The 23,629-nt window shown below is 34.7% G+C and carries 21 protein-coding genes; 5 read left to right on the top strand and 16 right to left on the bottom strand.

The features are described 5' to 3' along the window. Positions 1 to 273: 273 nt before the first annotated feature. Positions 274 to 420, top strand: coding sequence for a hypothetical protein (locus Q5N74_RS16835; protein ID WP_304390167.1), 147 nt, complete (start codon positions 274 to 276; stop codon positions 418 to 420). 179 nt (positions 421 to 599) lie between these two features. Further along, on the top strand, positions 600 to 773 hold the full coding sequence (locus Q5N74_RS18985; RefSeq protein ID WP_369686039.1) for a hypothetical protein: 174 nt from the start codon (positions 600 to 602) through the stop codon (positions 771 to 773). An 8-nt stretch (positions 774 to 781) separates the two neighbouring features. Here Q5N74_RS18985 and Q5N74_RS16830 read toward each other — a convergent pair whose 3' ends face one another. The 4 genes from Q5N74_RS16830 to Q5N74_RS16815 form a co-directional block, all read right to left on the bottom strand. Beyond that, positions 782 to 904, bottom strand: a complete 123-nt coding sequence (locus Q5N74_RS16830) for a hypothetical protein (protein WP_304390166.1) — start codon at positions 902 to 904, stop codon at positions 782 to 784. Between the two features lie 76 nt (positions 905 to 980). After that, the gene (locus Q5N74_RS16825) at positions 981 to 1,721 is read right to left on the bottom strand and encodes a type I restriction endonuclease (protein ID WP_304390165.1); all 741 of its coding nucleotides are present in this window, start codon (positions 1,719 to 1,721) and stop codon (positions 981 to 983) included. Further along, a complete protein-coding gene (locus Q5N74_RS16820) occupies positions 1,722 to 3,260 on the bottom strand; it encodes a Fic family protein (RefSeq protein WP_304390164.1) in 1,539 nt (512 codons plus the stop codon). Between the two features lie 361 nt (positions 3,261 to 3,621). Next, entirely contained in the window at positions 3,622 to 3,888 is a 267-nt protein-coding gene (locus Q5N74_RS16815) for a hypothetical protein (protein WP_304390163.1), read from the bottom strand. A 943-nt stretch (positions 3,889 to 4,831) separates the two neighbouring features. Here Q5N74_RS16815 and Q5N74_RS16810 point away from each other — a divergent pair. The 3 genes from Q5N74_RS16810 (at position 4,832) to Q5N74_RS16800 (ending at position 7,147) form a co-directional block, all read left to right on the top strand. After that, positions 4,832 to 5,230, top strand: coding sequence for a VOC family protein (locus Q5N74_RS16810; RefSeq protein WP_304390162.1), 399 nt, complete (start codon positions 4,832 to 4,834; stop codon positions 5,228 to 5,230). An 18-nt stretch (positions 5,231 to 5,248) separates the two neighbouring features. Further along, positions 5,249 to 5,551: a ribosome-associated translation inhibitor RaiA gene (raiA, locus tag Q5N74_RS16805; RefSeq protein ID WP_304390161.1), complete on the top strand. Its 303-nt coding sequence runs from the start codon at positions 5,249 to 5,251 to the stop codon at positions 5,549 to 5,551. 168 nt (positions 5,552 to 5,719) lie between these two features. Beyond that, the gene (locus tag Q5N74_RS16800; protein WP_304390160.1) at positions 5,720 to 7,147 is read left to right on the top strand and encodes a bifunctional UDP-sugar hydrolase/5'-nucleotidase; all 1,428 of its coding nucleotides are present in this window, start codon (positions 5,720 to 5,722) and stop codon (positions 7,145 to 7,147) included. 62 nt (positions 7,148 to 7,209) lie between these two features. On the opposite strand, the gene Q5N74_RS16795 is transcribed toward Q5N74_RS16800, so the two are convergent. From Q5N74_RS16795 to Q5N74_RS16740, 12 genes are all read right to left on the bottom strand, one after another. Beyond that, on the bottom strand, positions 7,210 to 7,623 hold the full coding sequence (locus tag Q5N74_RS16795; RefSeq protein WP_304390159.1) for a DUF6691 family protein: 414 nt from the start codon (positions 7,621 to 7,623) through the stop codon (positions 7,210 to 7,212). Position 7,624: 1 nt separating this feature from the next. Next, on the bottom strand, positions 7,625 to 8,185 hold the full coding sequence (locus tag Q5N74_RS16790; protein ID WP_304390158.1) for a YeeE/YedE family protein: 561 nt from the start codon (positions 8,183 to 8,185) through the stop codon (positions 7,625 to 7,627). 24 nt (positions 8,186 to 8,209) lie between these two features. Next, the gene (locus Q5N74_RS16785) at positions 8,210 to 9,538 is read right to left on the bottom strand and encodes a rhodanese-like domain-containing protein (protein ID WP_304390157.1); all 1,329 of its coding nucleotides are present in this window, start codon (positions 9,536 to 9,538) and stop codon (positions 8,210 to 8,212) included. Positions 9,539 to 9,847: 309 nt separating this feature from the next. Beyond that, entirely contained in the window at positions 9,848 to 11,602 is a 1,755-nt protein-coding gene (locus Q5N74_RS16780; RefSeq protein WP_304390156.1) for a hypothetical protein, read from the bottom strand. Positions 11,603 to 11,616: 14 nt separating this feature from the next. Continuing rightward, a complete protein-coding gene (locus Q5N74_RS16775; protein WP_304390155.1) occupies positions 11,617 to 12,756 on the bottom strand; it encodes a Gfo/Idh/MocA family protein in 1,140 nt (379 codons plus the stop codon). Positions 12,757 to 13,007: 251 nt separating this feature from the next. Then, entirely contained in the window at positions 13,008 to 13,442 is a 435-nt protein-coding gene (locus Q5N74_RS16770) for an RbsD/FucU family protein (RefSeq protein WP_304390154.1), read from the bottom strand. A 118-nt stretch (positions 13,443 to 13,560) separates the two neighbouring features. Next, the gene (locus tag Q5N74_RS16765; RefSeq protein WP_304390153.1) at positions 13,561 to 14,331 is read right to left on the bottom strand and encodes an SDR family NAD(P)-dependent oxidoreductase; all 771 of its coding nucleotides are present in this window, start codon (positions 14,329 to 14,331) and stop codon (positions 13,561 to 13,563) included. A gap of 245 nt (positions 14,332 to 14,576) precedes the next feature. Continuing rightward, on the bottom strand, positions 14,577 to 15,287 hold the full coding sequence (locus Q5N74_RS16760; RefSeq protein WP_304390152.1) for a FadR/GntR family transcriptional regulator: 711 nt from the start codon (positions 15,285 to 15,287) through the stop codon (positions 14,577 to 14,579). A 171-nt stretch (positions 15,288 to 15,458) separates the two neighbouring features. Then, positions 15,459 to 16,808 carry a RagB/SusD family nutrient uptake outer membrane protein gene (locus Q5N74_RS16755; RefSeq protein ID WP_304390151.1) on the bottom strand — a complete coding sequence of 450 codons (1,350 nt, stop codon included), beginning with the start codon at positions 16,806 to 16,808 and terminating at the stop codon, positions 15,459 to 15,461. A 10-nt stretch (positions 16,809 to 16,818) separates the two neighbouring features. Next, the gene (locus Q5N74_RS16750) at positions 16,819 to 19,974 is read right to left on the bottom strand and encodes a TonB-dependent receptor (protein ID WP_304390150.1); all 3,156 of its coding nucleotides are present in this window, start codon (positions 19,972 to 19,974) and stop codon (positions 16,819 to 16,821) included. A gap of 607 nt (positions 19,975 to 20,581) precedes the next feature. After that, positions 20,582 to 21,799, bottom strand: a complete 1,218-nt coding sequence (gene manD / locus Q5N74_RS16745) for a D-mannonate dehydratase ManD (protein WP_304390149.1) — start codon at positions 21,797 to 21,799, stop codon at positions 20,582 to 20,584. Positions 21,800 to 22,519: 720 nt separating this feature from the next. Then, positions 22,520 to 23,608, bottom strand: coding sequence for a polysaccharide lyase family 7 protein (locus tag Q5N74_RS16740; protein WP_304390148.1), 1,089 nt, complete (start codon positions 23,606 to 23,608; stop codon positions 22,520 to 22,522). Positions 23,609 to 23,629 lie beyond the last annotated feature (21 nt).

Raw genomic sequence — 23,629 nt, 5'->3', positions numbered from 1 at the left:
AACAAGTCCACAACTTGTACACAAATCCTATTGGAGTTAAACTATTTTTACTTTGAAAACTTTTTATTCTGCAGAACTAAATATAAAAAAAGTTTTTGATTGATCACTAATCAAAAGTGGTGAAAAGCATCAGAATGTAATTGGTGAAGATAGCTTTTTGATGCCCACTGTCTTTTGACCTCACCTGTTAACCATTAACAGCAATGAGTTGCTTGCCCATAAACGGTTGGCCTCTTTATGGGCGGTAACTCATCGCATAATAATTTTAATAGGATGAGAAATTTTTTCAGATTAATGGCAATTATTGCCATAGGGCTTTGCACGTTAAACTCCTGTACACCAGAAGATTTGCATAAGCAATCGGTTGACCCCGTGAGCACAAATGGGGAAGATGCTAGACATAAAGAAACTCCAGAATGAGATTTAAGTTATCTCATATTTGAGATAGATTGACAGTGTATAATTTCCCTAACTTCAATTTTTGAAGTTAGGGAAATCTTTTATATAGTAACCTATTTCTTTATAGACAATATCTTCAAAATCTCAAATCTTTTGCTTTTTTCTCCCAAAATGGAAGATAATTTAGCAAAAACTTCTTACTGTCATTATCGAAAGGAAATAACAATGTTACGGCTGAGTTTACGGTTTTATTTTATGAAAATCTTATCGACAAGAAATCACCCTTACAAATGGTCTACTTAAAAACGCAAAGGGAAATAGCCAAGAAGCATCCCGATCCTTATTTCTGGGCATCATTTGTTTTGATTCAATAGTTATTTATCTAATGGTTTTCATATAATTCAAGCAATTTCACTTCTGAGGTTGCTATATCATCTACGTTGCTTAAAGTCGACCCATTAAACAAATTGGACATTTTAGAATCCCCATCTTTATTAAGTTTCATTTTTTTTTAATCAAGCCTTACAAGTATGCCAAATATATCCGTTTTCTTTACTCGTTTTTACCTGGTTTATAATGGCTTAGGTAGCAAAATATTGATACGGGCGCAACACCATCATATTTTTATAGGTTTCATTCATTACCACGTAGTGGGCAATCATGGTTCCTAAGTGGTTGGGGTTTAAAAATTGAGCAGTAAAATCGGTAAGTTCTGTAATGTTTTTATTGTTTTTATCTGCCCAAAAGAAAGTTTGTTTCACCGATTGCAATCTGTTATTTGCTAAATACTTGGTGTTTATCCCATTGCTTACTACGAACAGTTGCACATATTGAAACAACCCATGATTAGACCAAAACGAATGCAGTTGATACCTGTTAATTTGATTAAACGCCTCCTTAATTTCAAGACCACGACGCTTTAATTCTATTTGTACCAGCGGCAAGCCATTTACCAACAAGGTAACATCATAACGGTTTTTATAGCGTCCCTCCTGTTCTATTTGGTTTGTGACTTGAAACAGATTGTTGTTATTATTTTCAGAATCATAAAAGCGCACATAGCACACCTCATCATTTTCTCTGGTAAAACTAAAACGGTCTCTTAGGGTTTTGGCTTTTTCAAACACATTACCTTTGGCTAAATGGTTTAAAATGGCATCAAACTCTTTAGCTGCATAAACTTCGCCATTAAAGGCTTCCAATTGGCTTTTTAAATTTGAAATAAATGCAGTACCATCTGGTATTTTTACAGATGCATACCCCGAACCAACTAATTGTTTAATCAGGTTGTTTTCTAATATCGCTTCAGATTGATGACTCATTTAATTTTCTAGAAAAATATGTTTATAATTTGCTTCTATCTCTTTAATTTCTGGTTCATTTAATCCCGAAAATTCCCTTTTTAACGCCCTTTTTGATAATACCCCATTATTTTGTTCTAAAAAACGAACCAAATTAGCAACCATTTTATCTGGCATTTCGAAGTTGTTATCTATATGTTTTTTAAAGGCATCATAGTACTGAAGATAGCTTACTTCTTGAGGAATAACGCGCTCTAAAGTATCTTGTACGCAGTCGTATAAAAACTCTGCTAGTTTTGTAGCGTCGAAATAACGATAAAAATCGATGGTATTATTGGTAACCTCCACATTATGGTCGTCGGTTTCTTTCCAAACCATATGGTCCAACAAGGGGTGTGAATACGATTCTAAAACGGTTTTATAATCATCGATGTGGTCCAGTATGGATGAGGACACAGGGAAAATAACACCTTGTTGTGTAAATTCTTTTTTTGCTAAAATATGATGAATAATATAGCGATGTAAGCGTCCATTTCCATCAACAAAAGGATGTATAAATACAAACCCGAATGCTATGGTTGCTGCTGCCAACACCGCATCATAGGTTTGGTCTTGCAACGCTTCATTTGTTGCTATTAATCCTTTTAATAGTGGTTCAACATCATCTGCTTTCGCCGATATATGGTCTGGAATAGGTTCTCCTGTGGTGCGATCATGTTCGCCAACAAATCCACCTTTTTTTCGCATACCCATCTCTAAAAACCGACTGTTTTCTATGACTATTTGTTGTAAGCGAATTAACTCTTCTATGCTTAATGGTTTTTGCCCCGCTTGCCCAATAGCTTTTCCCCAACGCATGGCTCTATTGTTTCCAGGGTTTTCTCCTTCTATAGTAAATGAGGCTTTAGAATCTTTTAGCAATAAAAAAGAAGATGCGCGTTGTAATACATCTTTATGGATACCATTAAGGAATGTGTTTTTCTTAGCAGCTATATTGCCATTAATATAGGTTTCTAGCTTTTTGGTTTTAAAAATTAACGGACAAAAAGCGATGGTTCCTGGAAGGTTGTTAATAATGCGGTGTCTTGATGAGCGACTGCCTTTAATGGCATACTGCATTTTGTCGTCAATTAAAGGCACAAAATTTTTAATGGTTAAATCTTTAATATCAAGTTGCTTTTGCAAAAGACATTCGTAAAGAAACCATATTTTCCGACTGTATTGTCCTGTGGGTTCTAATTGTAATAATGTAGTAATGTCTTTTTCAGATAGTTTATCAAATAGCTTTTTAAAGAACAAAAGGTTAACACCTTCATATTTTAATGCGAAAACTAAATGTTTGTACAAAGTATCATCAAACGCATTTCTTGAAGAAAACACGTTCCAGTTTTCTGTGCTATAGCTGCGTCTTTTGGCGCTTATAATTGTTAATTGTTCGGGGAAAGGCATTTGTAATTGCAAGCCTTCTATAATAGCACTATAACCCACTAACACACCTTCTTCTGGTGCTTTTATACCGTGAAAAACGGTTATTTTATGTGAAAAACGATTCGTATTCATGGGTTTAGGTGAAAAACAGTTATTTCAAATATAATGGAAAAACGGGTTTGTTTTTGGAAAAATGGGTTTTATTTTTATTATTTATGGAAAAATGGGTTTTTTTGTGTTTTTGGATTATTAGGTTTTAAAATGACATTTAAGGTTTTATTTTAATTATTAATGGAAAAATAGGTGTAAAAACGTGCGCCATCCTCTCATAATTTTTGAATAACTAGTTATTTCCATTGCTTTTTTACAATTGTTTTTGTAGTGTTCTGGTTGTGTTGTGTGTATGCTGGTTATTCTTTAAATCATCCTATGTTTGTAAATTTAAAGAATTTACAATTATGACTTCAGATTGACTGCTCCACAATTTTATAAATTACGATTTTTGAATTGCTGTAAAATCCTGAAGCGGTACATCACAAAGTCTGCACACTTCAATTAATTTATGGGCAACCTGTACTTCTAATTCCTTTCGTTGGTTGTCATCAAATAATTTTGAACGCACTTCTATGTCTCCAAAATTCACATCATAACTGTATAAAACCCAATACTGGTCATTTTTCCAATCTGTTTCAACATATCCTGCTTTTGTTAACTTTTCAATAATTGCTTGTCTATCAAAATGCTCTTTATATGCAATCAAATGATAACATAATTACTAAAAACTCTTAAGCTTTTGTTAAAAAGGGGCTAATTCGGGGTCAGTAAATTTTAATAGTAGTTTTAGTCCCTGTAAACGCTACAAAAATGAAATTTTGGATAGTTCCTCTTTCTCCGCTTAAAAAAACCGTAATTATATTGAAAATCAATATGTTACGGTTTTTTGTTTTTATGAATTGTACGATTCCTGTACGGTTCAAAGTTTATTTGGGTCAAACATAAAAGTTGGGGAGAATGTTATCTTTGAATAAAAAGTGTTTAGATTTTGAATATAGAATTAGCCCGTTATTTATTACCAGAATGTAAAAAACGGCAAGACAATACCACCCTCGACGGAAAAAAGTAAGCATAGTTAAATTATCAATAACTCATTGAATTGTATTAGTTTAAGGCCGTAAATGATCTGGTTCAAATTATCCGATTTTAATGGTTCTCATCATCCGCCCCATCCAATTATGCAGATTAATCTCATTAAGTTAATCTACCAATACTTTTTTATAGTTTAAGAATCTCTATCAATATCCTTAAACAATTCATCTTCTTTTTCAATAAGTGGATCATTGGACTTGCAACAACAAATCCCAGAAATAAGCAAACAAAAAAAATCACAATTTATTTAAAGGCATAAATAAACACATAATACAGCTAATATATTACTAATTCTAAGTATAAGATTGACTCAAATAATTTTAAACGTTTTCATGTTTATAAATTAATTAATGATTAAAAATAACCCCTAATCATCAAATTGAAAATTGATGTATGTATTTGATTATATGGAAAATTTTCAGCTATAAGTATTAGGTAACGGTTATCAATATTAGAATCGTCGTTTTATCATAGGGTTAGTTTTAGAGACAAAAGTTAAAGTTATTGAGTTAAGCTAAGTTTTACAAGAAGTATAAATTCGTAAAAAACAAAATATTATGAATGTACAAGCATATCTTGCCTTTCGAGGTAACTGTCAAGAAGCACTTAAATTTTATAGTGAGATTTTCAACGCTGAAATAAAAAACCTTCAAACCTATGAAGATAGAGAAATAGATGTACCATCTAACTACCGCCAAAAATGGCAGCATGCCGAATTAAAAGGAAAAGGCATTCATTTCATGGCCTATGATGCATCACCCGATACGCCTATTAACCATGGGAACCAAATTCATATGAGTGTCGATCTAAGCTCGGTTGAGGAGGCAGAACAACTATTTAATCAACTATCAGAAGGTGGTCAAATACATCACAATTTCCGAGAAAGAGAATGGGGGCATTTTGGAAGATGCTCTGATAAATTCGGTATTGGTTGGATGGTTAATTGTAATAAATAATATAAAAAAAATAACAGTATGCAAATAATATTTGAATATCACGATGTATCTAGCAGTGAGCATTTAGAAAACATGGCCACGGAAAAATTAGAAAAATTAGGGGTAAAATATAATATGGTAATTAGAGCCGATGTGTTTTTTAAAGAAGAAAATACAAGTTCTGACGAGACAGGAAAAATTTGTAATATCAGATTGAGTTTACCTGGTCCTCGATTATTCGCCGAGGCAAGCCATGACAACTTTCCTGATTCCATTTCAGAATCTATTAATGAGCTAGAACGCCAATTGAGCAAGCGTAAAGACCAGATGAAAAGTTATTAAAATAAACGGGTAAATTTATAGAGCATATAAATTTACCCATTTTTTATAACGCACATCAAATAAAACGAAATGCGATACTTAGAATGTTCTTTAGGTCATTTACCGTAATTAAAATCCATGGTTTTAGTGATATGACAATCATAAAATAAATTCAAAAAACAATACATTATGAAATTAAATATCCTATTTATCAACGATGTACACGGTTATTTGGAAGCACACCCCGAACTATTTTATGATGAAACAGGTGAAGTTGTGGAAACTGCTGGAGGCTATGCACATATTGCCGGCATTGTAGATGCGATTAGAAAGGACAACCCCAACACCCTGCTGTTTGATGGTGGCGACACGCTCCATGGCACAAAACCGCTAGTAGCATCTAAGGGGGAAGCGGTAGTCCCTATTTTAAATGCTTTAAAAATAAATGCTTTGGTAGGCCATTGGGATTTTGCCTTTAGCCCTAACCATCTAAAACATCTTGAGAAATACCTTGAGTTTCCCATATTGGGTTGCAATGTTTATAATAAAGAAGGTATGCATTTTTTAAAACCTTCTTTAATGTTGGAACAAGGAGGAATAAAAATTGGCGTTATTGGTATTTGTGCGATGATTGTGGATAAGGTGATGCCAGAAAAGATGTCTGAAGGTTTGAAATTCACTACTGGTAAAGAGGAAGTGCAAATGTATATTAAGGAATTGAAAGCCGAAGGTGCTGATATTATTGTACTCCTTTCCCATAATGGATTTCCTCAGGATTTTCAACTTCTAAAAGAAATTAATGGTGTGGATATTTGTTTAAGTGCACACACCCACAACCGCATATACAAACCCATTGAAGTGAATGGCGCACAAATGATACAATGTGGTTGCCATGGTGCTTTTGTAGGAAACCTCAAACTAGAACTGGAAAACAAACAAATCAAACATATCAATTACGAATTGATAAAAGTGGATGCCTCTACTCCCAAAAACGAGAAAGTGTTGCAACTGGTGAACGAAGCCCTAAAACCATTTAAAGATATTAAGGAACATATAGTGGGAAGCAGTAACCAAACGTTGCATAGATATACTACTTTAAATTCCACTATGGATGAGCTGCTTTTAGAGGCTATTGCACATAGTACAAATACCAACATAGCGTTCTCTAATGGATGGCGCTATGGTGCACCCATACCAAAAGGTCCTATTACTGAAAATGATTTGTATAATATAACGCCTATGAATCCACCCATCTCAACGGTGGAGCTAACAGGAAGTGAGATAAGGGATATGCTCGAAGAAAACCTTGAACGCACTTTTTGCAGCGACCCTTTTGGACAAATGGGAGGCTATGTAAAACGCTGTGTGGGAATTCAGGTAAATATGCGTATTGAAAATCCAACAGGGCATCGTATACAGGAATTATTTTTTAAAGGAAAACATATAGACCCCAAAAGCACCTATTTAGTAAGTTTTGTTACCATGCAAGGAGTGCCAAAAAAATATGGCAAAAACCGAAAAGAACATGATAAAAAAGCTATAGAAGCTATGAAGGAGTATTTACAGGAACGTCCAGATTTTAAACCGAGCAACAGCGCCGTATTTAGGTTGGTTTAATATATCCAACAAACGGAAACAATTTAATCCACTTCTAAAAATGCTGACACTTTTAGAGTAGATTAATGAGGTAATTTCTTTTTTAAAACGCCATAAATAAGTGTTCCAATTAACGCACCAACTATAACAACCGCTATTGAAATATAACCTGCCCCTGCCAGCACGTACATAGGCCCAGGACAGACACCTGCTAGCGCCCAACCCAATCCAAATACAGTACCGCCCACTAAATAGCGTGTCACACTTTTCTTTTTGGGCTTTAAATGCATTTTATCTCCGTCAAGTGGTTTAATATTATTTTTTTTGATGACTTGTATCCCAATGATACCAAGTAACACCGCAGACCCCATGAGTCCATACATGTGAAAAGAGCCAAAGTGAAACATTTCATAAATGCGAAACCACGACGCAGCTTCGGACTTATACATTGTAATTCCGAATAAAATACCGATAAGTAAATACGTTATATATCTCATACTATGCAAAAATTAGAGGGTACAATAAATGAACCATGATAATACCACCTATAAAAAAGCCAATCACAGCAATTAACGATGGTAATTGTAAATTACTCAAGCCAGATATCCCGTGCCCTGATGTACAACCACCTCCATATCGAGCACCAAACCCTACCAATATGCCTCCCAATAATAGAACGGCAATGTTAAATGGATCGCCTAAATTCTCAATTGAAAAAATCTCTGGAGGCATATAATATTCACCAGCACTTGTAATTTTATAATCTTTTGCAAGCTGTTCTGCCACATCTGGATTAATTTCCACATTGGAATTACCCATATAATTTGAAGCTATAAAACCACCAATGGCGGCCCCTAATACCACCATTAAATTCCAGCGTTTCGACTTCCAGTCATAATTAAAATAATCTGCCACTTTCTCCGCACCCATGGCTGCGCAAGTCGTACGTAAATTTGAGGACATTCCAAATTTTTTGCCTGCAAACAATAATAGAAATAGGATTAAGGCTATTAATGGGCCTCCTACATACCATGGCCAAGGTTCATAAATAACATTCATAATAGAAATTTATTAAGTTTATAACTACTTAAAATCTTTTACTTTTTCGCCCAAATCATAAACTTTGGCGTTATTTAAGTGCTTTTCAATAATACTGCTACCTGCCGCACTTCTGTAACCTCCGGCACAATGAACTACAATAGGTTTGTCTGCCGGAAGCTTATTGACATTATCTCGCAACGTATTTAAGGGCATTGAAAGGGCACTTTCAAATATTTTGCCTTTTTCCACCTCGCTGGTGTTGCGGACATCTATAATGGTATAATCTTTTTGATTTTTTTTAAAGTTCTCAATATCCAACTTACTGGTTTCTTTTAGCTTAACACTTGGCAGCGTTACAACTTTTTGAAGTTGATTTTCATAACCAATTTTAGCAACACGTTCTAAAACTGTTTCCAAATCTTTTGGATGGTCAATAACAATATTGAATCTTTCTTTAGGTTTAATTATGGCACCTAACCATGTTTCGAACTTGGCTGTTTCTGATGCTCCTTGAATATTGATACTCCCCTTGATATGGCCTTTTTTAAATTCGCTTTCCTCACGCATATCTACAATTAGTCCGCGTAAATTGCTACTCATTTTAAAAGCCACCTTCGCCGTGGCTTTACGCATGGTTTCGGCTCCTTTTTTATTAACATCCACATTGTATCCAAAATATGAAGGAACGAAAGGCTGCCTATCCAATAATTCTTTCACAAATTCTTTTTTAGAAGTAGTTTTAAAGGCCCAATTTTGCTTGCGTTCATCTCCCAAAGTACTACTACTGGCATCACCCATGCTTTTACCGCAAAGTGAGCCAGCCCCATGCGCAGGATACACGATGGCATCATCGGGAAGGTGATTGAATTTTGTTTGGATGCTCTCGAACATGGCTTCGGCAAGTTCTTGTTGCTTCTCCTTTTTATTACTACCGTCTTCTCTCAAATCTGGTCTGCCAACATCCCCCACAAAAAGTGTATCTCCCGTAAAAAGTACCGTTTTATTACCCTCTTTAGCCACAACAGTAATACTGTCTGGAGAGTGCCCTGGAGTATTTAAGGTTGAAAGATTAATAGTTCCCAATGGTATAACATCACCTTCGTCGAAGTTAGTATGCGGATACATAGCACCTAATTTCTTACTGTTATAAATGGTCGCTCCAGTTTCTTTGTGTATTTGCAAATGTGAACTTATAAAATCAGCATGTGAATGTGTTTCAATTACTGCTATTATGTTTGCATTGTTTGCTTTTGCAAATTCATAATAGGCCTTAGGATTGCGTTGAGGATCAATAATAGCCATTTGCCCCTTGCTGATGATGGCATAAGAGTAATGAGATAAAGGCTGATATTCAAATTGTTTAATCTTCATATTGGTTTTAAGAAATTTATGGTTTCATCAATCCAATATAATAAGCTGTTTTAGGTAAAATTATCTCATTTAAATGTAATATTATCTCATTTGATTTATTTAATTTCCTCTATTACCCTTTCATAGATCAACAAATTGTAAAAAACAGCAAGACAATACCACCCTCGGCGGAAAAAAGTAAGCATAGTTAAATTATCAATAACTCATTGTATTGTATTAGTTTAAAGCCGTAAATGATCTGGTTCAAATTATCTGATTTTAATGGTTCTCATCATCCGCCCCATCTAGACACACACTTATATTCTCAAACTAGCGTGAATACGTTTTACTTTTAGAACTACGCTTTAACAAATAACCAATTCCGAAAATGATAAGTGCACACATTGCAAAGATGAACCGGCCCCAAAGCGGGTTGGGAATTAAAGCCATCAGCAAAATACCAACGCTCATTGTAATTACCATATTACCCAATTTATTTCTTTGCTGACTGTCGACTCCGTCTTGTTGGTCATCTGCACTAAAGGGAGATTCTAAATCTTCGAAAAAACGATCAGTTTCGAGTTTATTTTTATCCTTAGCTTCATTATAAAATATAGACGTTGCCCAGAAAAAACTAGACGTGATAAATACATGTCCACCAACTATCATAATTATATTCAAGTCTATAATTTCTCTATCAGTAAGTAATCCTATACCAAATAATGAAGCAAAAACGTCTGCAGTAAATACATTCATTACAAACCAAGACACAAAAAAACCAATAACAATTGTAGCCCACGGTGCCCACTGTGGCGTCTTTTTTACTATTACTCCAACTACTAACGGCACCATCATTGGGACTTGAACCATTGTTGAAACTGACATCATCAGTTCAAATAAACTGAGTTCTTTAAGCGATGCGAAATATAGCGCAGCTGTAATAACACCTACACCTGTTACGAAGCTAACTAATCGACTTATTTTCAATAACTTATCATCACATTTATGCCTATTTCTTTTAGCCAGAAAAGGTTGATAAATACTTCGAACAAAGATCCCTGCATTTTTATTAAGTGCCGAGTCCATAGAAGACATAGTTGCTGCAAAAAGACCAGCCATAAGTAATCCAACGGTACCTATAGGCATGGCATTTCTAGCGAACACAAGGTATACGGCATCTGCCGCCTTGTTGCCTAGTTGTAAATAATCTGCTGCTGCATCAGGGTATAACGTAGCAGCTGCCCATGGTGGGATAAACCAAATAATAGACCCCACTCCCATTAGAATCATTGCCAATAAGGCCGCTTTACGAGCGTTGAAAGAATCTTTTGCATTAAGCCATCGAAATGAATCATGAAGATTCATCATAGTTATAATCTGCTTCGGTAAAAAGAAGATGAAAGTTCCAAATAAAATCAAAGGGTAATTCATGTTTGGACCTATAAGAAAACCACCTGGGAAATTTTCAATCATTTTTACAGGTCCACCAACTTTCACCAATGCGACCACAGCACAGGCCACTGAAACAACAGCCACGACCAAAGTTTGAACAAAGTCTGACGCAACCACTCCCCAGGCTCCTGAAAGTACCGATACAAAAAGTACCGTCAAACCAATTGCAATAATGGTAATTGAAATATCTGCATCGAAAACAGCACTAGTAAAAACACCTAATGCATTTAACCAAACACCTGCATTTAGAAATGAAAACATAATTAATGCCCAAGCGAAGAAAAGCTCATTTTGTGAACCAAATCGTCGTTTTATTGCTTCTGTGGGTGTATCCACTCGCATCTGTCTAAATCGATGCGCGAAGAATGCCCATGCACAAAAGAATGCAAAAGTATTACCAATATACACGGCAACAATGGCGAAACCATCTGTAAAAGCCTTACCTGCCGCCCCAGTGAAAGTTACGGCTGAAAACTGAGCCATAAAAGCACTTGAACCAACCATCCACCATAACATTCGACCACCACCACGAAAATAATCGCTAGTAGATTTACTTGCCATTCGTGAAAATATAATACCAATTGCTAGTATTAATATAAAATAGAGACCAATAACAATATAGTCATAAAACATAGTATTGCCTTTTTTTATTGAAGATGACGAACATCTGTCCAGTTATTGTTTTTCCTAATTAAGTCAATAAGTTTTTGGTATAAACTACCTTCCTTAAAAGTTTGGTAGGGTTCTACTTTTTCACCTTTAATGTCCTTTACAAATTCTCTAACTAGATAATGCCAATTTCGTTCAGTATCACCCTCTATATTAGGCTGATTATCGACAATATTTTGAGGAAGTGGCAATTCTTGCCATGTTTTGTTTTGATCCCACAAATATAATGGCCCCATGCCATAGTGACCTTCAATATACACGGCTCCCTTTGTGCCATAAAACACAATATGGTTTTCTTGAAATTTAGGATTAAGTCCACCATGTTTGAACATTACGGAAACTGGTTTAGTGGCTATTGGACTTTCTAGCTGTGCTAGCACGGTATACGACCACTCCACATTACTTTCTCCCCATTTAAGAGATGGGTCATTAAGATCTTTAGGAATAAAATCTCTTCTCGTTTTGAAATTATGCACGCCTTCAACTATAGGTGCTTTTCCCAAATCATCACGTACTTCACCTATTATTGATAAAATCTTTTCACCTATTACAGATGTTACAATAGACATCATGTGGGTGAAATTGTTATTAAGTCGACCACCACCATCTTCTTTTCGGTGCGACCATCCAAATGGAATATCGCGTTCTAGATTGAAGTGCGATATACATTCCACTTCAGTTGGTTCACCAATAACACCTTCTGCTACAAGTTGTTTCGCATGTTGAATACATGGCATATAACGAAAACTAGACGCAAACGCTGTTTTAATTTTTCTTTGTTCTGAAAGTTCATACAATTCTGATGCTGAATTTCCACTATCAGTCAATGGTTTATCGCTAAATACATGACAGCCAAAATGGATTGCTTGTTTTATAGGCTCATAATGTGCACCACCAGGTGTTGCGATAGAAACGATATCAGGTTGACAATCTATTAATGCTTGTTCCCAATCTGTACCAGAGTAAGGAATACCCATTTTATTTGCTACTTCATTAACAACGCTAGCTGTTCTGCCTACAATGCCAACAACTTCAACTCCTGCTGCTCGAAACGCAACCGCATGACCTTGTCCTGCAAAGCCAGATCCAGAAATTAATACTTTTAACTTATCATTCATTTTTTCACTATTTGACTGACTGTTTCAACTATTGGCCTAATCAGGGTTAACTACAAATTTTTTCATAATTTGCAACCGTTGAGAACTATTATCGATTAATTTGATACAAATAAATTAATTCATCATGCCTATATATTTTTCATATAAAGCATATTAGAACAATATCATAATGTTTGTGTGAAATTGAATTAATTCAACCTTTTAGGATATAAAACCTACACCTCAACTTTCATAAAATGAACTTCAATATTTTAAAAACCACTTTCTTCTGCCATTTTTACTACACCGACAGTTAGTATTAAATTAGCGAAACGACGCTGTTCACCTGTTTGAATAATTAATGTGGTGGCCGGTTCTCTTATTTTGTCGTAAAAAGCCCAGCGCTCCATCTCGTCCCAGGTTACATCCCCAAGTAATTTTTTATAAGCATCGTGTATGTCTGCATTTGCTTCAGCAGGCTTTTCCATAACGATTGCACCTTGAATAGGGCAAACTTCCAGTATGCCTTCAAGCACTGTTAGCGCATCTAAAAGTCCTGGACGAAAGTTAAGGTGCACGGTTTTGGAATTAGGTCCTGTCATAGCACCAACGGGTAAGTTACCGTCTGCAATGACAACTTGAGCAAAATGGCCTGAACGAGCAAGCGCTTCCATAATTGTTGGGTGTATTACCGGAGTCTTTAACATAAATTTATATTTAGTAAATGCAAAACACTAGAAGCTTAATAGCTTCTAGTGTTTTTATATTTTTTAACAATTAACATATTACACCCTGTTAATCAAGACTATAAAACTTAACAAGGGACTACATATTGTAAACACCGCCATTGATATCTAGTGTTGCACCAGTAATAAAACCATCATATTCTGAAGCCAGATATAAAACGGCTCGTGCTACATCATCTGCGTTACCTGCTCGTTGGATTGGAATACCAGCCGTTGTTGCAGCTGCGGATTCTTTTGTGGTATGTGTGTTGTGAAATGAAGTGCCTAAGATAAGACCTGGAGCCACCGCGTTTACCCTGGTGCCTTGAGGCCCCAATTCTGCAGAAAGTGCTCGTGTTAGTGTTAAAATAGCGCCTTTGCTTGTAGAATAAGCTAGAGAACCTGGATGGCCTCCTTTGCGCCCAGCTAGTGATGCTAAATTAACAATACTGCTATTTTCATTTTTTGCTAGATAAGGAGATGCAGCCCGCGTTACAAACATCATCGATGTTAGATTAATGTCCATTACCTTGTGCCAGAACTCAGTCTCCATTTCACTAAGCATTTTACGAGCAACGAGTGAACCTGCATTGTTGATTAGGATATCCAGACCTCCAAAAGCTTCTACCGTCTTTTCAACCAATGTATTTGCATCGGCTTCTTTTGTTAAATCACCACTTATAGTAATCGCTTTTTGACCTTTACTAATTGCGTATTCTTGTAATTGGTTAGAGGTATCAGCACTAGAAAAATAGTGAATTGCAACATTGGCTCCACTATCAATAAAGTGTTTCGTTATTGACTCTCCAATTCCTTGAGCACCAGCGGTAATTAGCACATTTTTCCCAGTTAATTTAGTATTATTATTCATGAGTTCGTATCTATTATTTCTTAACAACACCTGTAAACAACACCTAATCAAAAACACTAAGTTTTGACATTGCTCTACAGAAGCTTAAATTTATTCTTGTGTGAATTACGTTGATAATCTTTAGTTTTAAAAATCAACAGTTCCCTTTATTCTTTTATTCTAGTTATTCAATGCCCTTTTAGAAACCATAGCAATCAAAGTTTAACTAAATTCAAATAGGTGTTTTTTTACTCACCAATTTAATACTAGCAAACACCACAATATTCGTACAATAACTTAAAATGCACTTTCATTCTTTTTTTTGCTAATTTTGGATTTTGACTTTTAATTGCTTCGTAAATTTCGGTATGCTCACTTATCCGTAAATTATCTAAAGAATTATAGTCCTTATGATATTTTTTAAAATCTACAATTATTTGAGGTGTAATACCTATCATAATTTGATTCATCGTGACATTACCACTCGCTTTCGCTATTGCCAAATGAAACAATAAATCTTCCTGCACAGCATCTTCTCCTAACAATAATTTAGTTTCATGAGCGTCTAATGCTTCTTTAATCCGTTCTAAATCTAATTCAGTACGTCTTTTAGCTGCTAATCTAACAGCTTTTAGTTCTAGTAAAATTCTGGTTTCAACCAACGATTTAAAATCAGGCAGTCCCAGACTTATAATATCTTTAACCATACCATTCATGGCAACTGGACCTATATTTGCAATAAATGTTCCGCTTTGAGGCATTGATATTAATATGCCATATGATTCTAATTTTAGAATAGCCGTTCGAATACTTCTTCTACTTACAACAAACTTTTCTGCCAATATGCGTTCTGAAGGTAATTTATCTCCTGGTTCTAGATGCTTTTCACTGATTAAATTACTTATTTGAGAAATTAATTTTTTAACTCGACTATTAATTTCCTGATTTTCATTTTTTGAAAGGACTTCTAAGTTCATATAAATAATTTAAATTGGCACACCAGATTGGTTCGGTAAACATATTAAATTTATTTCATTTCCAAGAACAAACATTTTTATTACCTATCAGATTTTTAAATGGTTAACCGACCTACTTTACTTGGGGTCGGTTAACCTATAAAAAACTAAACTAACTCAAACTATATTTAATTAGTAACCAGGGTTTTGAGTGATTACTCCATTGGTTGCAAGGATTTCTGAGTTTGGAATTGGAAACACGTAATAATTACTATTAACCGTTAAGCCCATTTCAGCATCAACTGTACCTGTTCTTACCAAATCAAACCACCTATGTCCTTCTAAAGCCAACTCTACTCTTCTTTCTTTAGCAATTGCAGTTCTAACTGCAGCTTGTGTTGATGCAGTACCACTTAAGCTATTTAATCCTGCTCTAGTTCTAATAGCATTTAATCCATTTAAGATCGTTGCAGATTCTGCTCCTGTTGCATTTGTAGTTTCATTTAACGCTTCTGCATACAACAGAATAACATCAGACAATCTTATTTCTATAAAGTCCTGATCGGCACCTCCAGAATATTTCGCGCCTTTTCCACCAGCAGCATCAATAGTCAATGCTTTTCTTAAATCTGTACCACCACCAGCAGCACCACTAGCATCAAAAGCATCGGTTAAGCGAGGATCTAAAGGTGTACTCGATTTGGTGTCACCTCCAGAAAACCAGCCTGAAAAAGTAGATGAAGACGTAGAACCATCGGCAACAGAAATAGAACCAGACATTTTAGTTGCAAAAATAATTTCTGAACTAATATCGGTTACAACATCAGCAAAGTTAGGCTCTAAAGTTATACCTGCAGCAGTAGCACCGCTTACAACAGTTCCAAGCGTAGTTGCAGCCAATCCAAAATCACCTCTGTGCATATACACTTTTCCCAGTAATGCACGTGCAGCAATTTGAGACGCACGTCCTGTTGCTAATCCAGAATTAGTTAATCCTGAAATGGCATCTAGTAAGTCTGGAATAATTACATCAGTATACACGTTTGCCACCGGTTGTTTCACGAAAATAGATAAATCGGAAGTACTTGGCGCAGCCGATAAGTTAACAGGAACATCACCAAAAATCAATACTAATTTAAAGTAAGACAAACCTCTTAAAAATTTCGCCTCAGCAACTTCGTTTGCATCTGATGAATTTTCAATAACGTTATTAGTACTTAATATCGCCTTATACAAATTACGATAAACTGGGGTAAAAAATGCCCCTGTCATATCTCCACCCGCTAAATCTGCGTTATATGTATCTATTGATGTAAACGGATCTTCTAACATCAACATATTGTCTGCTCTAAAATCTCCCAAAACCGCTTGTGGCATTGCAACTCCTGTTTGATAATAGTATGCTGCATTTAAAACCGGCCCAAATTCCACCAAATTAATGGATTCTAATTCTAAAACAGGCGATTGTTCCAAATCATTATCACATGCTGTCATCAACAACATAGAGACAAATGCTATATATATATATTTCATTTTTTTCATTATTTCTTATTTAAAAATTAACATTTACACCGAAAGTAAAACTTCTAACAATAGGGCTCGCACCTTCTTGATACCCGTATGTGGTAGGACCTCCATAATTACTATTTTCAATCTCAACACCTTCTGGGTTAAATGACGTATAATCTTTCCCCATTACATATAGTAAATTAGTAGCTGCAGCATATACTCTCAAAGAACCTATACCCATTTTGCTAATAAAATCTGGTTTAAGTGTATAACCTAAAGTTATATTTCTTAAAGCAATGTATGATGCATCTTGAACCATTGAACCATGTACATCTCGGGTTAATTGATAATGCAGCCCATTATTATCGGCAATACCATCATCGTTAAGGTCAAAAGCATCTGTTGTAGAGTCGCGAAATTGCGATTGCCAGTAAATAGGATCAATATTATAAACTTCAGCACCTTGAGATCCTTGGAACTGGAATGATAAATCAAATTCCTTATAGTTCATATTACTTGATAATCCCCAATAAAAATCTGGAGTAGCGGATCCTAATTTAACATAATCATCTTCATAAGTAATGTTACCATCATTATTTTGATCTACTATATAAGCTAAACCACTATTATTTCCAACATTTCTAGTTGGATCTGCCATATATATGTTTTCAACTATACCAGCGCTTTCATAACCCCACATTTCACCAAGTTCACCACCTACATAATTTCTAAACTCAGCACCTCTACCTGACGGTCCGCCGTAAATTTGTCGAGGCAGTTCGTCAAGAGAACCTAGACTTGTAATTTCTGATTTAACTGTAGATAAGTTGGCATTCATACTCCAAGAAAAATCCTCCTTTTGAATTATATTTCCATTTAGTTCAAACTCTAAACCAGAACTCGTTATGTCTCCACGATTAAGTCTAATTTGAGCTGTCCCAAGAACTTCAGAAACGCTTTGATTAATTAACATATCATTTACGTCTGATGTATAATAATCTACACTTAATCTGAAACGATTATTTAAAAACCCAGTATCCAAACCAAAGTTGGTTTCTTTATTTGTTTGCCAAGTTAAATCTGCATTTGCCACATCTTCAGGAATTAAAAATCCTGTTCCAAAAGCGGTTGGAGAAGTCCCCAAAATACTCAATGAACTATAAGATCCTAAATCTGAGGACGTCCCTAAAGAACCTGTACTAAATCTAAGTTTCAATAAACTTAACACTTCATTATCTTGAAGAAAAGCTTCTTTATGCATATTCCAACCTAAAGATAATGCTGGAAATACTGCAAATCTTTCATTTGCCCCAAAACGTGAATCACCATCTCTTCTAATTGATGCTGATAATAAATATTTATTGTCGTACGCATAGGCAACTCTACCAAAAACACCTCTTCTTGACTGCTTCTCATCAATTCTGTTTGAAATAACATCTTCAGCGTTGAATAAAGAATAATTTAAAGGTAAACCAAAAGGTACATTTGTTCCATCTGATTCAAGCCCTTGGAATTTAGTATTTACAAACTCCATACCAACCACAGCATTAATATCATGCTTATCATTAATAACAGTTGAATAATCCACTGTAGTTGTACTTAACACGGTAGATTTTTTTATGTTTGATATATCCAATTCAGATGCGGTAGAACGTTGTTGACCATCCGATAACACTCCATGATATTCGTACTCATTAACATCACGTAAATCTGCTCCAAAAATGGTTTTTAGGTTTAACCCGTCTATCAATTCGTATTGTAAATAAGAGCTTACGTTTCCATAATACGTTTTCTTATACCTTTGTGAATTGTCAAATTTAGCGGCTACACCAGCATCTCCAGTTCCTCCAATACCATTTTGATTTCTTCCGTATTGCCAATCGTGAGCAATATCACCTGGTTGTAAATCATAGATACTTGTAGGATCTAACCCCTCACCTCTATAATCTTGATCAAATGTACGACCAATATTATTTCCTGTAAATCCTGAATTGAACAACGCTTGCCTATTAGCATCCAATTGCTGAACGAAATCGATAGACGCTTGTGTATGATAAATAGGGCTTATGCTATAAGCTCTTAAAAGATCTCGCATTTCCCAAGGCACAATATCTTGATTACCATAGAATCCATTCATACTTAAACCTGCCGTGAACTTGTCATTCAAAGTAGCATCGATATTCATACGTCCGTTATATCTTTCATATCCTTGTCCTCTTACAACACCATCAGTATTTAAATAGCCAAGTGAAGCAAATGCTTTAATATTTTCAGACCCTCCGCTCACACTAAAGTCATGGCTGTTAGAATTACCACTTTGAAAAAGCCAATCTTCAATACTCACTACATCTGGAGCATTTGTGTATGCATCTAGTCTGTATTTTAATAATCCTGGATCAGTATTAGAAAGATCATAATCTCCTGATTGTAAATCTTCTGCCCACTCTCCTGCAGTTTTAAGCATTTCAATATCTTTTACATACTTTCTTGAAGTACTTGTATAGGCGTTATAACTGAAATTTAATTTTCCAGATTTTCCTTTTTTGGTAGTAACCAGAATAACACCATTTGCTCCCAAAGAGCCATAAATTGCAGCAGAAGCAGCATCTTTCAACACCTCCATGCTTTCAATATCATTTGGATTAACCGTTGCTAAATTTCCTGAAATTGGAAATCCATCAACAACAATCAAGGGATCTGAGTTACTTGAAAGAGAAGACCCCGTTCTAATTTGAACTTTTAAATCAGCACCAGGTTCACCACTTTGATTTTGAATATTAACACCTGCTAATTTACCTGCTAAGGCTTCATCTACACGCGCTGCTTGTACGGCTGCAACATCATCACCACCAATTTTTGCTATGGCTCCTGTAAGATGTGATTTTTTACGAGTACCATAACCCACTACAACTACTTCATCTAATTTAGCAGCATCTTCCGCCAAAATAACTTCAAGCGTTTTTTGATTTGTTATCGTAATAGATTGTGAAATATAACCTAAGTATGAAAAGTTGATAACATCTCCTTTTTTAACTTGCAATTGAAATTTTCCATCGAAGTCTGTGGCCGTACCTCTTGTGGTTTTGGCTACAATAACATTAACACCTGGTATAGGCATGTTTGTACCATCTGTTACTGTTCCGGACAATTGATATCCGTCTTGTGCAAATAATGATATATTAAATATCAATACTAGCATTAAAATTAGTTTAGTTTTTAAATTCATTTGTGAATTTTTTTGTTAATTAATATTATATAATTAGTATTAGAAACAATGTCTTAACATACATTGTTTTAGAAAAGAAAATCTCTTCCATTACCTTACATAAATAACATCCTTCTTTAAAGAACAACTTATTTAGTGTTTTTATAGAAGCATGATTATGCATAGTATAACATATTTTGTATTTACTTCGTTTTCACAGGAAGTATTTAAGCGATAAGATAGGTTCACACCTTTTTTTTACTTTGGTTTTAGTCTCATATATAGTTTAGTTTGTATTAATTAGAGTTGTAAAAATGTTTTATTGGCTTTTTGTTCTGGCGCACCAAACTGGTTTTCCAAACTGGTTTTCCAAACTGGTTTTCCAAATATATGTTAATTAAATGTTATAGCAAAATATTTCTTGCCATAAATCTAAAACCCTTTGAATTTGTAAATCATGTAACTAACTAAAGTTCAATTAGTATATAAATATTATAATCTATTTTGAAAGAAAACTTTAGTTCTCTATTTTTTATAATTACATTAAGTTACAAGAAAAAAAATCTTTTAAATAAAGTTATGCTCAAATACTAAATCCCATTTACCAACTCCATAAAGTACCATCTTCCAATCTAGAAACCGGGAGGTAGGACCTTTTATATGGATATTTTCTTGAAACTTCTTCATTAAAATCAACCCCCAAACCGGGTTTGTCTTCTATATATATTTCTCCATCTTTTAATTTCGCATTAAAACTGAAAACCTCATTTAATTCTGGTGTTCCGAAGCCAATAAATTCTTGAACCCCGAAGTTGGGTGCCCATAAATCTAAATGCATATGTGCCATAAAACAAATAGGAGAAAGATCAGGTGCACCGTGAGGAGCCATTCTTACATGATAAAGCGAGGCGAAATCGGCCAATTTCTTTAATGGCGTCAAACCACCACCATGGGTTACGGCCGTTCTCACATAATCGATATATTGATTTTCAATTAAGGGTTTTGCATCCCAGATAGTATTAAATTTTTCACCTAAAGCCAATGGTGTGGTGGTGTGATCTCTTATTATTTTATAACCTTCAGCATTATCATAAGTTACGGCGTCTTCTAGAAACATTAACCGGTAAGGCTCTAACATTTTACCTAACTGCGCAGCTTCAATAGGTGTTAATCTGCTATGGACATCATGGCACAGTTCAATATCAAAACCAAATTTCTCCCTTGCCTTTTTAAATAATCCTGGAATAAAGTTTAGATATTTTGTTGTAGACCAACTATGCTCTGGTGGTAATGGTCTATTGCCTTGTAACTCATAATAATTTTTTTTATCTCCTAAAGTTCCATAAGTACCTTTAGTTCCAGGAATAGTGCATTGTAACCTAACAACCTTATACCCTTCCTTAATAGCGACTTCTAAATTACTAAGCACTTCTTCAATAGTTTCACCATTAACATGTGCATAAACAGTAACAGCGCTTCTACTCTTACCTCCTAGTAATTGGTAAACAGGTAAACCAGCAACTTTTCCTTTAATATCCCAAAGGGCTACATCAATGGCTCCAATTGCCGCCATACTAACAGCACCATTTTGCCAATAGGCTCCTTTAAATAAATACTGCCAAATATCTTCTATTTGATGTGCATCTTTACCTATTAAACATGGAATAACGTGCTCTTCCAAATAAGCAACAACAGCTAACTCTCTGCCGTTTAAAGTAGCATCTCCTACTCCATAGACACCCGCGTCAGTTAATACTTTAACGGTAACAAAATTTCGACCAGGACAACAAACGAAGACTTTTATTTCTGTTATTTTCATTTTATTCTTAATTTAAATTTCCTAAATCCGAAGTATCGGTTCCATTACCTAATAATGGCGAATTGTTTACTCGTTCAAATGATTCCTTGATAAACGCTGTATAAAATGGCTAAAGATTTTTTACATTATATTTTAGACTCTAGCAACATTACGCTTATCTGATTTATATAAATTATTATTAAAAATATTTAACAAAAGGTTCTCCAATAAATATATATTAATTCCTTTTAAATTATTTACCTAACCACCATTAAAAGATATAGCAGGTTTGTATTTATTTTTATTCCTATACACAAGATTATCAATTACGGCATGGTCTAGTTAAAAGAATGGACCAATCGTGCTTACTTCTTTACCTCTTCTATATAAACGCAATACAGCGCCTTTATAGTGGGAAAATACGGTATTTTTAATTATCTAACACTATAATGTGACCAAATATATTTTTCAAAGTTATATTTTGAATCCTAGACGAAATCTAAAAAATCATTTTAGGCACAGACTATTACCTATAAACAATTTATAGGTTTCAATCATGGAGTTTTCACTTGTGCTAATCAGATAATCACAAGTATAATCTGGTGATTTATTCTTCAATTCCTTGAAACCTGAAATTATTATAATATCTACCTCTTAATTGTTTATTGGCTACAATTAGTTTCCATATTGCCATTTGCATGAGAATCGAAACTTGGCTATATCATTTATTAATTATGAGGTTTAATCATTTTTAGAAAAATAGCCCTCATTGGATACAGCAGCCTCACTAACAAATATGCTTCCTGTTTTAAACCAAACTTCAGCATAATTTCCATCTGCATACTGTTTTTTAATGTCGCCACCATGAGTTTCTGCACCAGAGCACCAGTTTTTATTTACTTCAGGTGATTTTCCGTTAGTTTGGTTATAAGCACCTAGTTTAAAAAAACAACCTTCACCAGAATAAGCATCTTTACGTTCAACGCCATCTTGACCAATTGGTACAAATAATTTTTGTGTTTGTTCTGGTATATCTGCATACGTTGTGTATTCTGATTCTATTAAGTTTTTTGTAAACGTTTTAGTTTCGTGTCCTTTACTAGTAAATTTTAAGTTCATGATACCATTCTTGACTTCGATTTCATAACTAAACTCTTCACCTAACTCTATACCATCATTAGGTTCTTCTGGATACGTGTTTGCTGAATCACCAACTACAGAAAAGTCATTTCCCCAAACTGCTGAAGAATAATCCCATCTTCCTGAATTATCGTCACCTGCAGTATTAATTTCATAATGCCAGAAAACAGAGCCTTTTGTATGACCAGGAAATTTTTTGTAAAATATTTTAAGTGGTTCGTTTTCATGTTTATCTGCACTATGAATTTGACCCACCACTACTGCATACGAAGCTGCTACTCGTGCATCTCCAGTAGAAGAAACATTCATAACTTTAAGTGTTGCCGTTAATTTATCATTAGCCGTTTTTGGATACCATTTTTTCACTTGCGCCAATTCCGTTCTTGTATTGTTTGACGTTCCATGTGTGTCTCCTCCATTTGGAGCCTTAAAAACAACCCAATCACTATTGTCATCATTCGCAGTATAAAAGAAATTTTTATTTTCAAAATTATTTGCAAAACCAGCATTTGAACCATCACCTAAAATCAATTTCCAATCATCAAAAAACGGAATAACGTCACTTGCGAAAACGGTTTTTTGGACTTCCTCTTTATCCCTTTTTTTATCCGTATTCTTACAGCTATTAAATGTTAAGAATACAACTAAGATTAAGAGCTTTGATACTGATTTGATTATTAATTTATTCATTTTTTTATTATTTAGTTTCAT

Origin of the sequence: Mariniflexile sp. AS56 (assembly GCF_030552475.1) — a bacterium.
Taxonomy (GTDB): Bacteria; Bacteroidota; Bacteroidia; order Flavobacteriales; family Flavobacteriaceae; genus Mariniflexile.
Note: the sequence above shows the minus strand (reverse complement) of the source record. Positions and strands in the feature narration are given on the sequence as shown.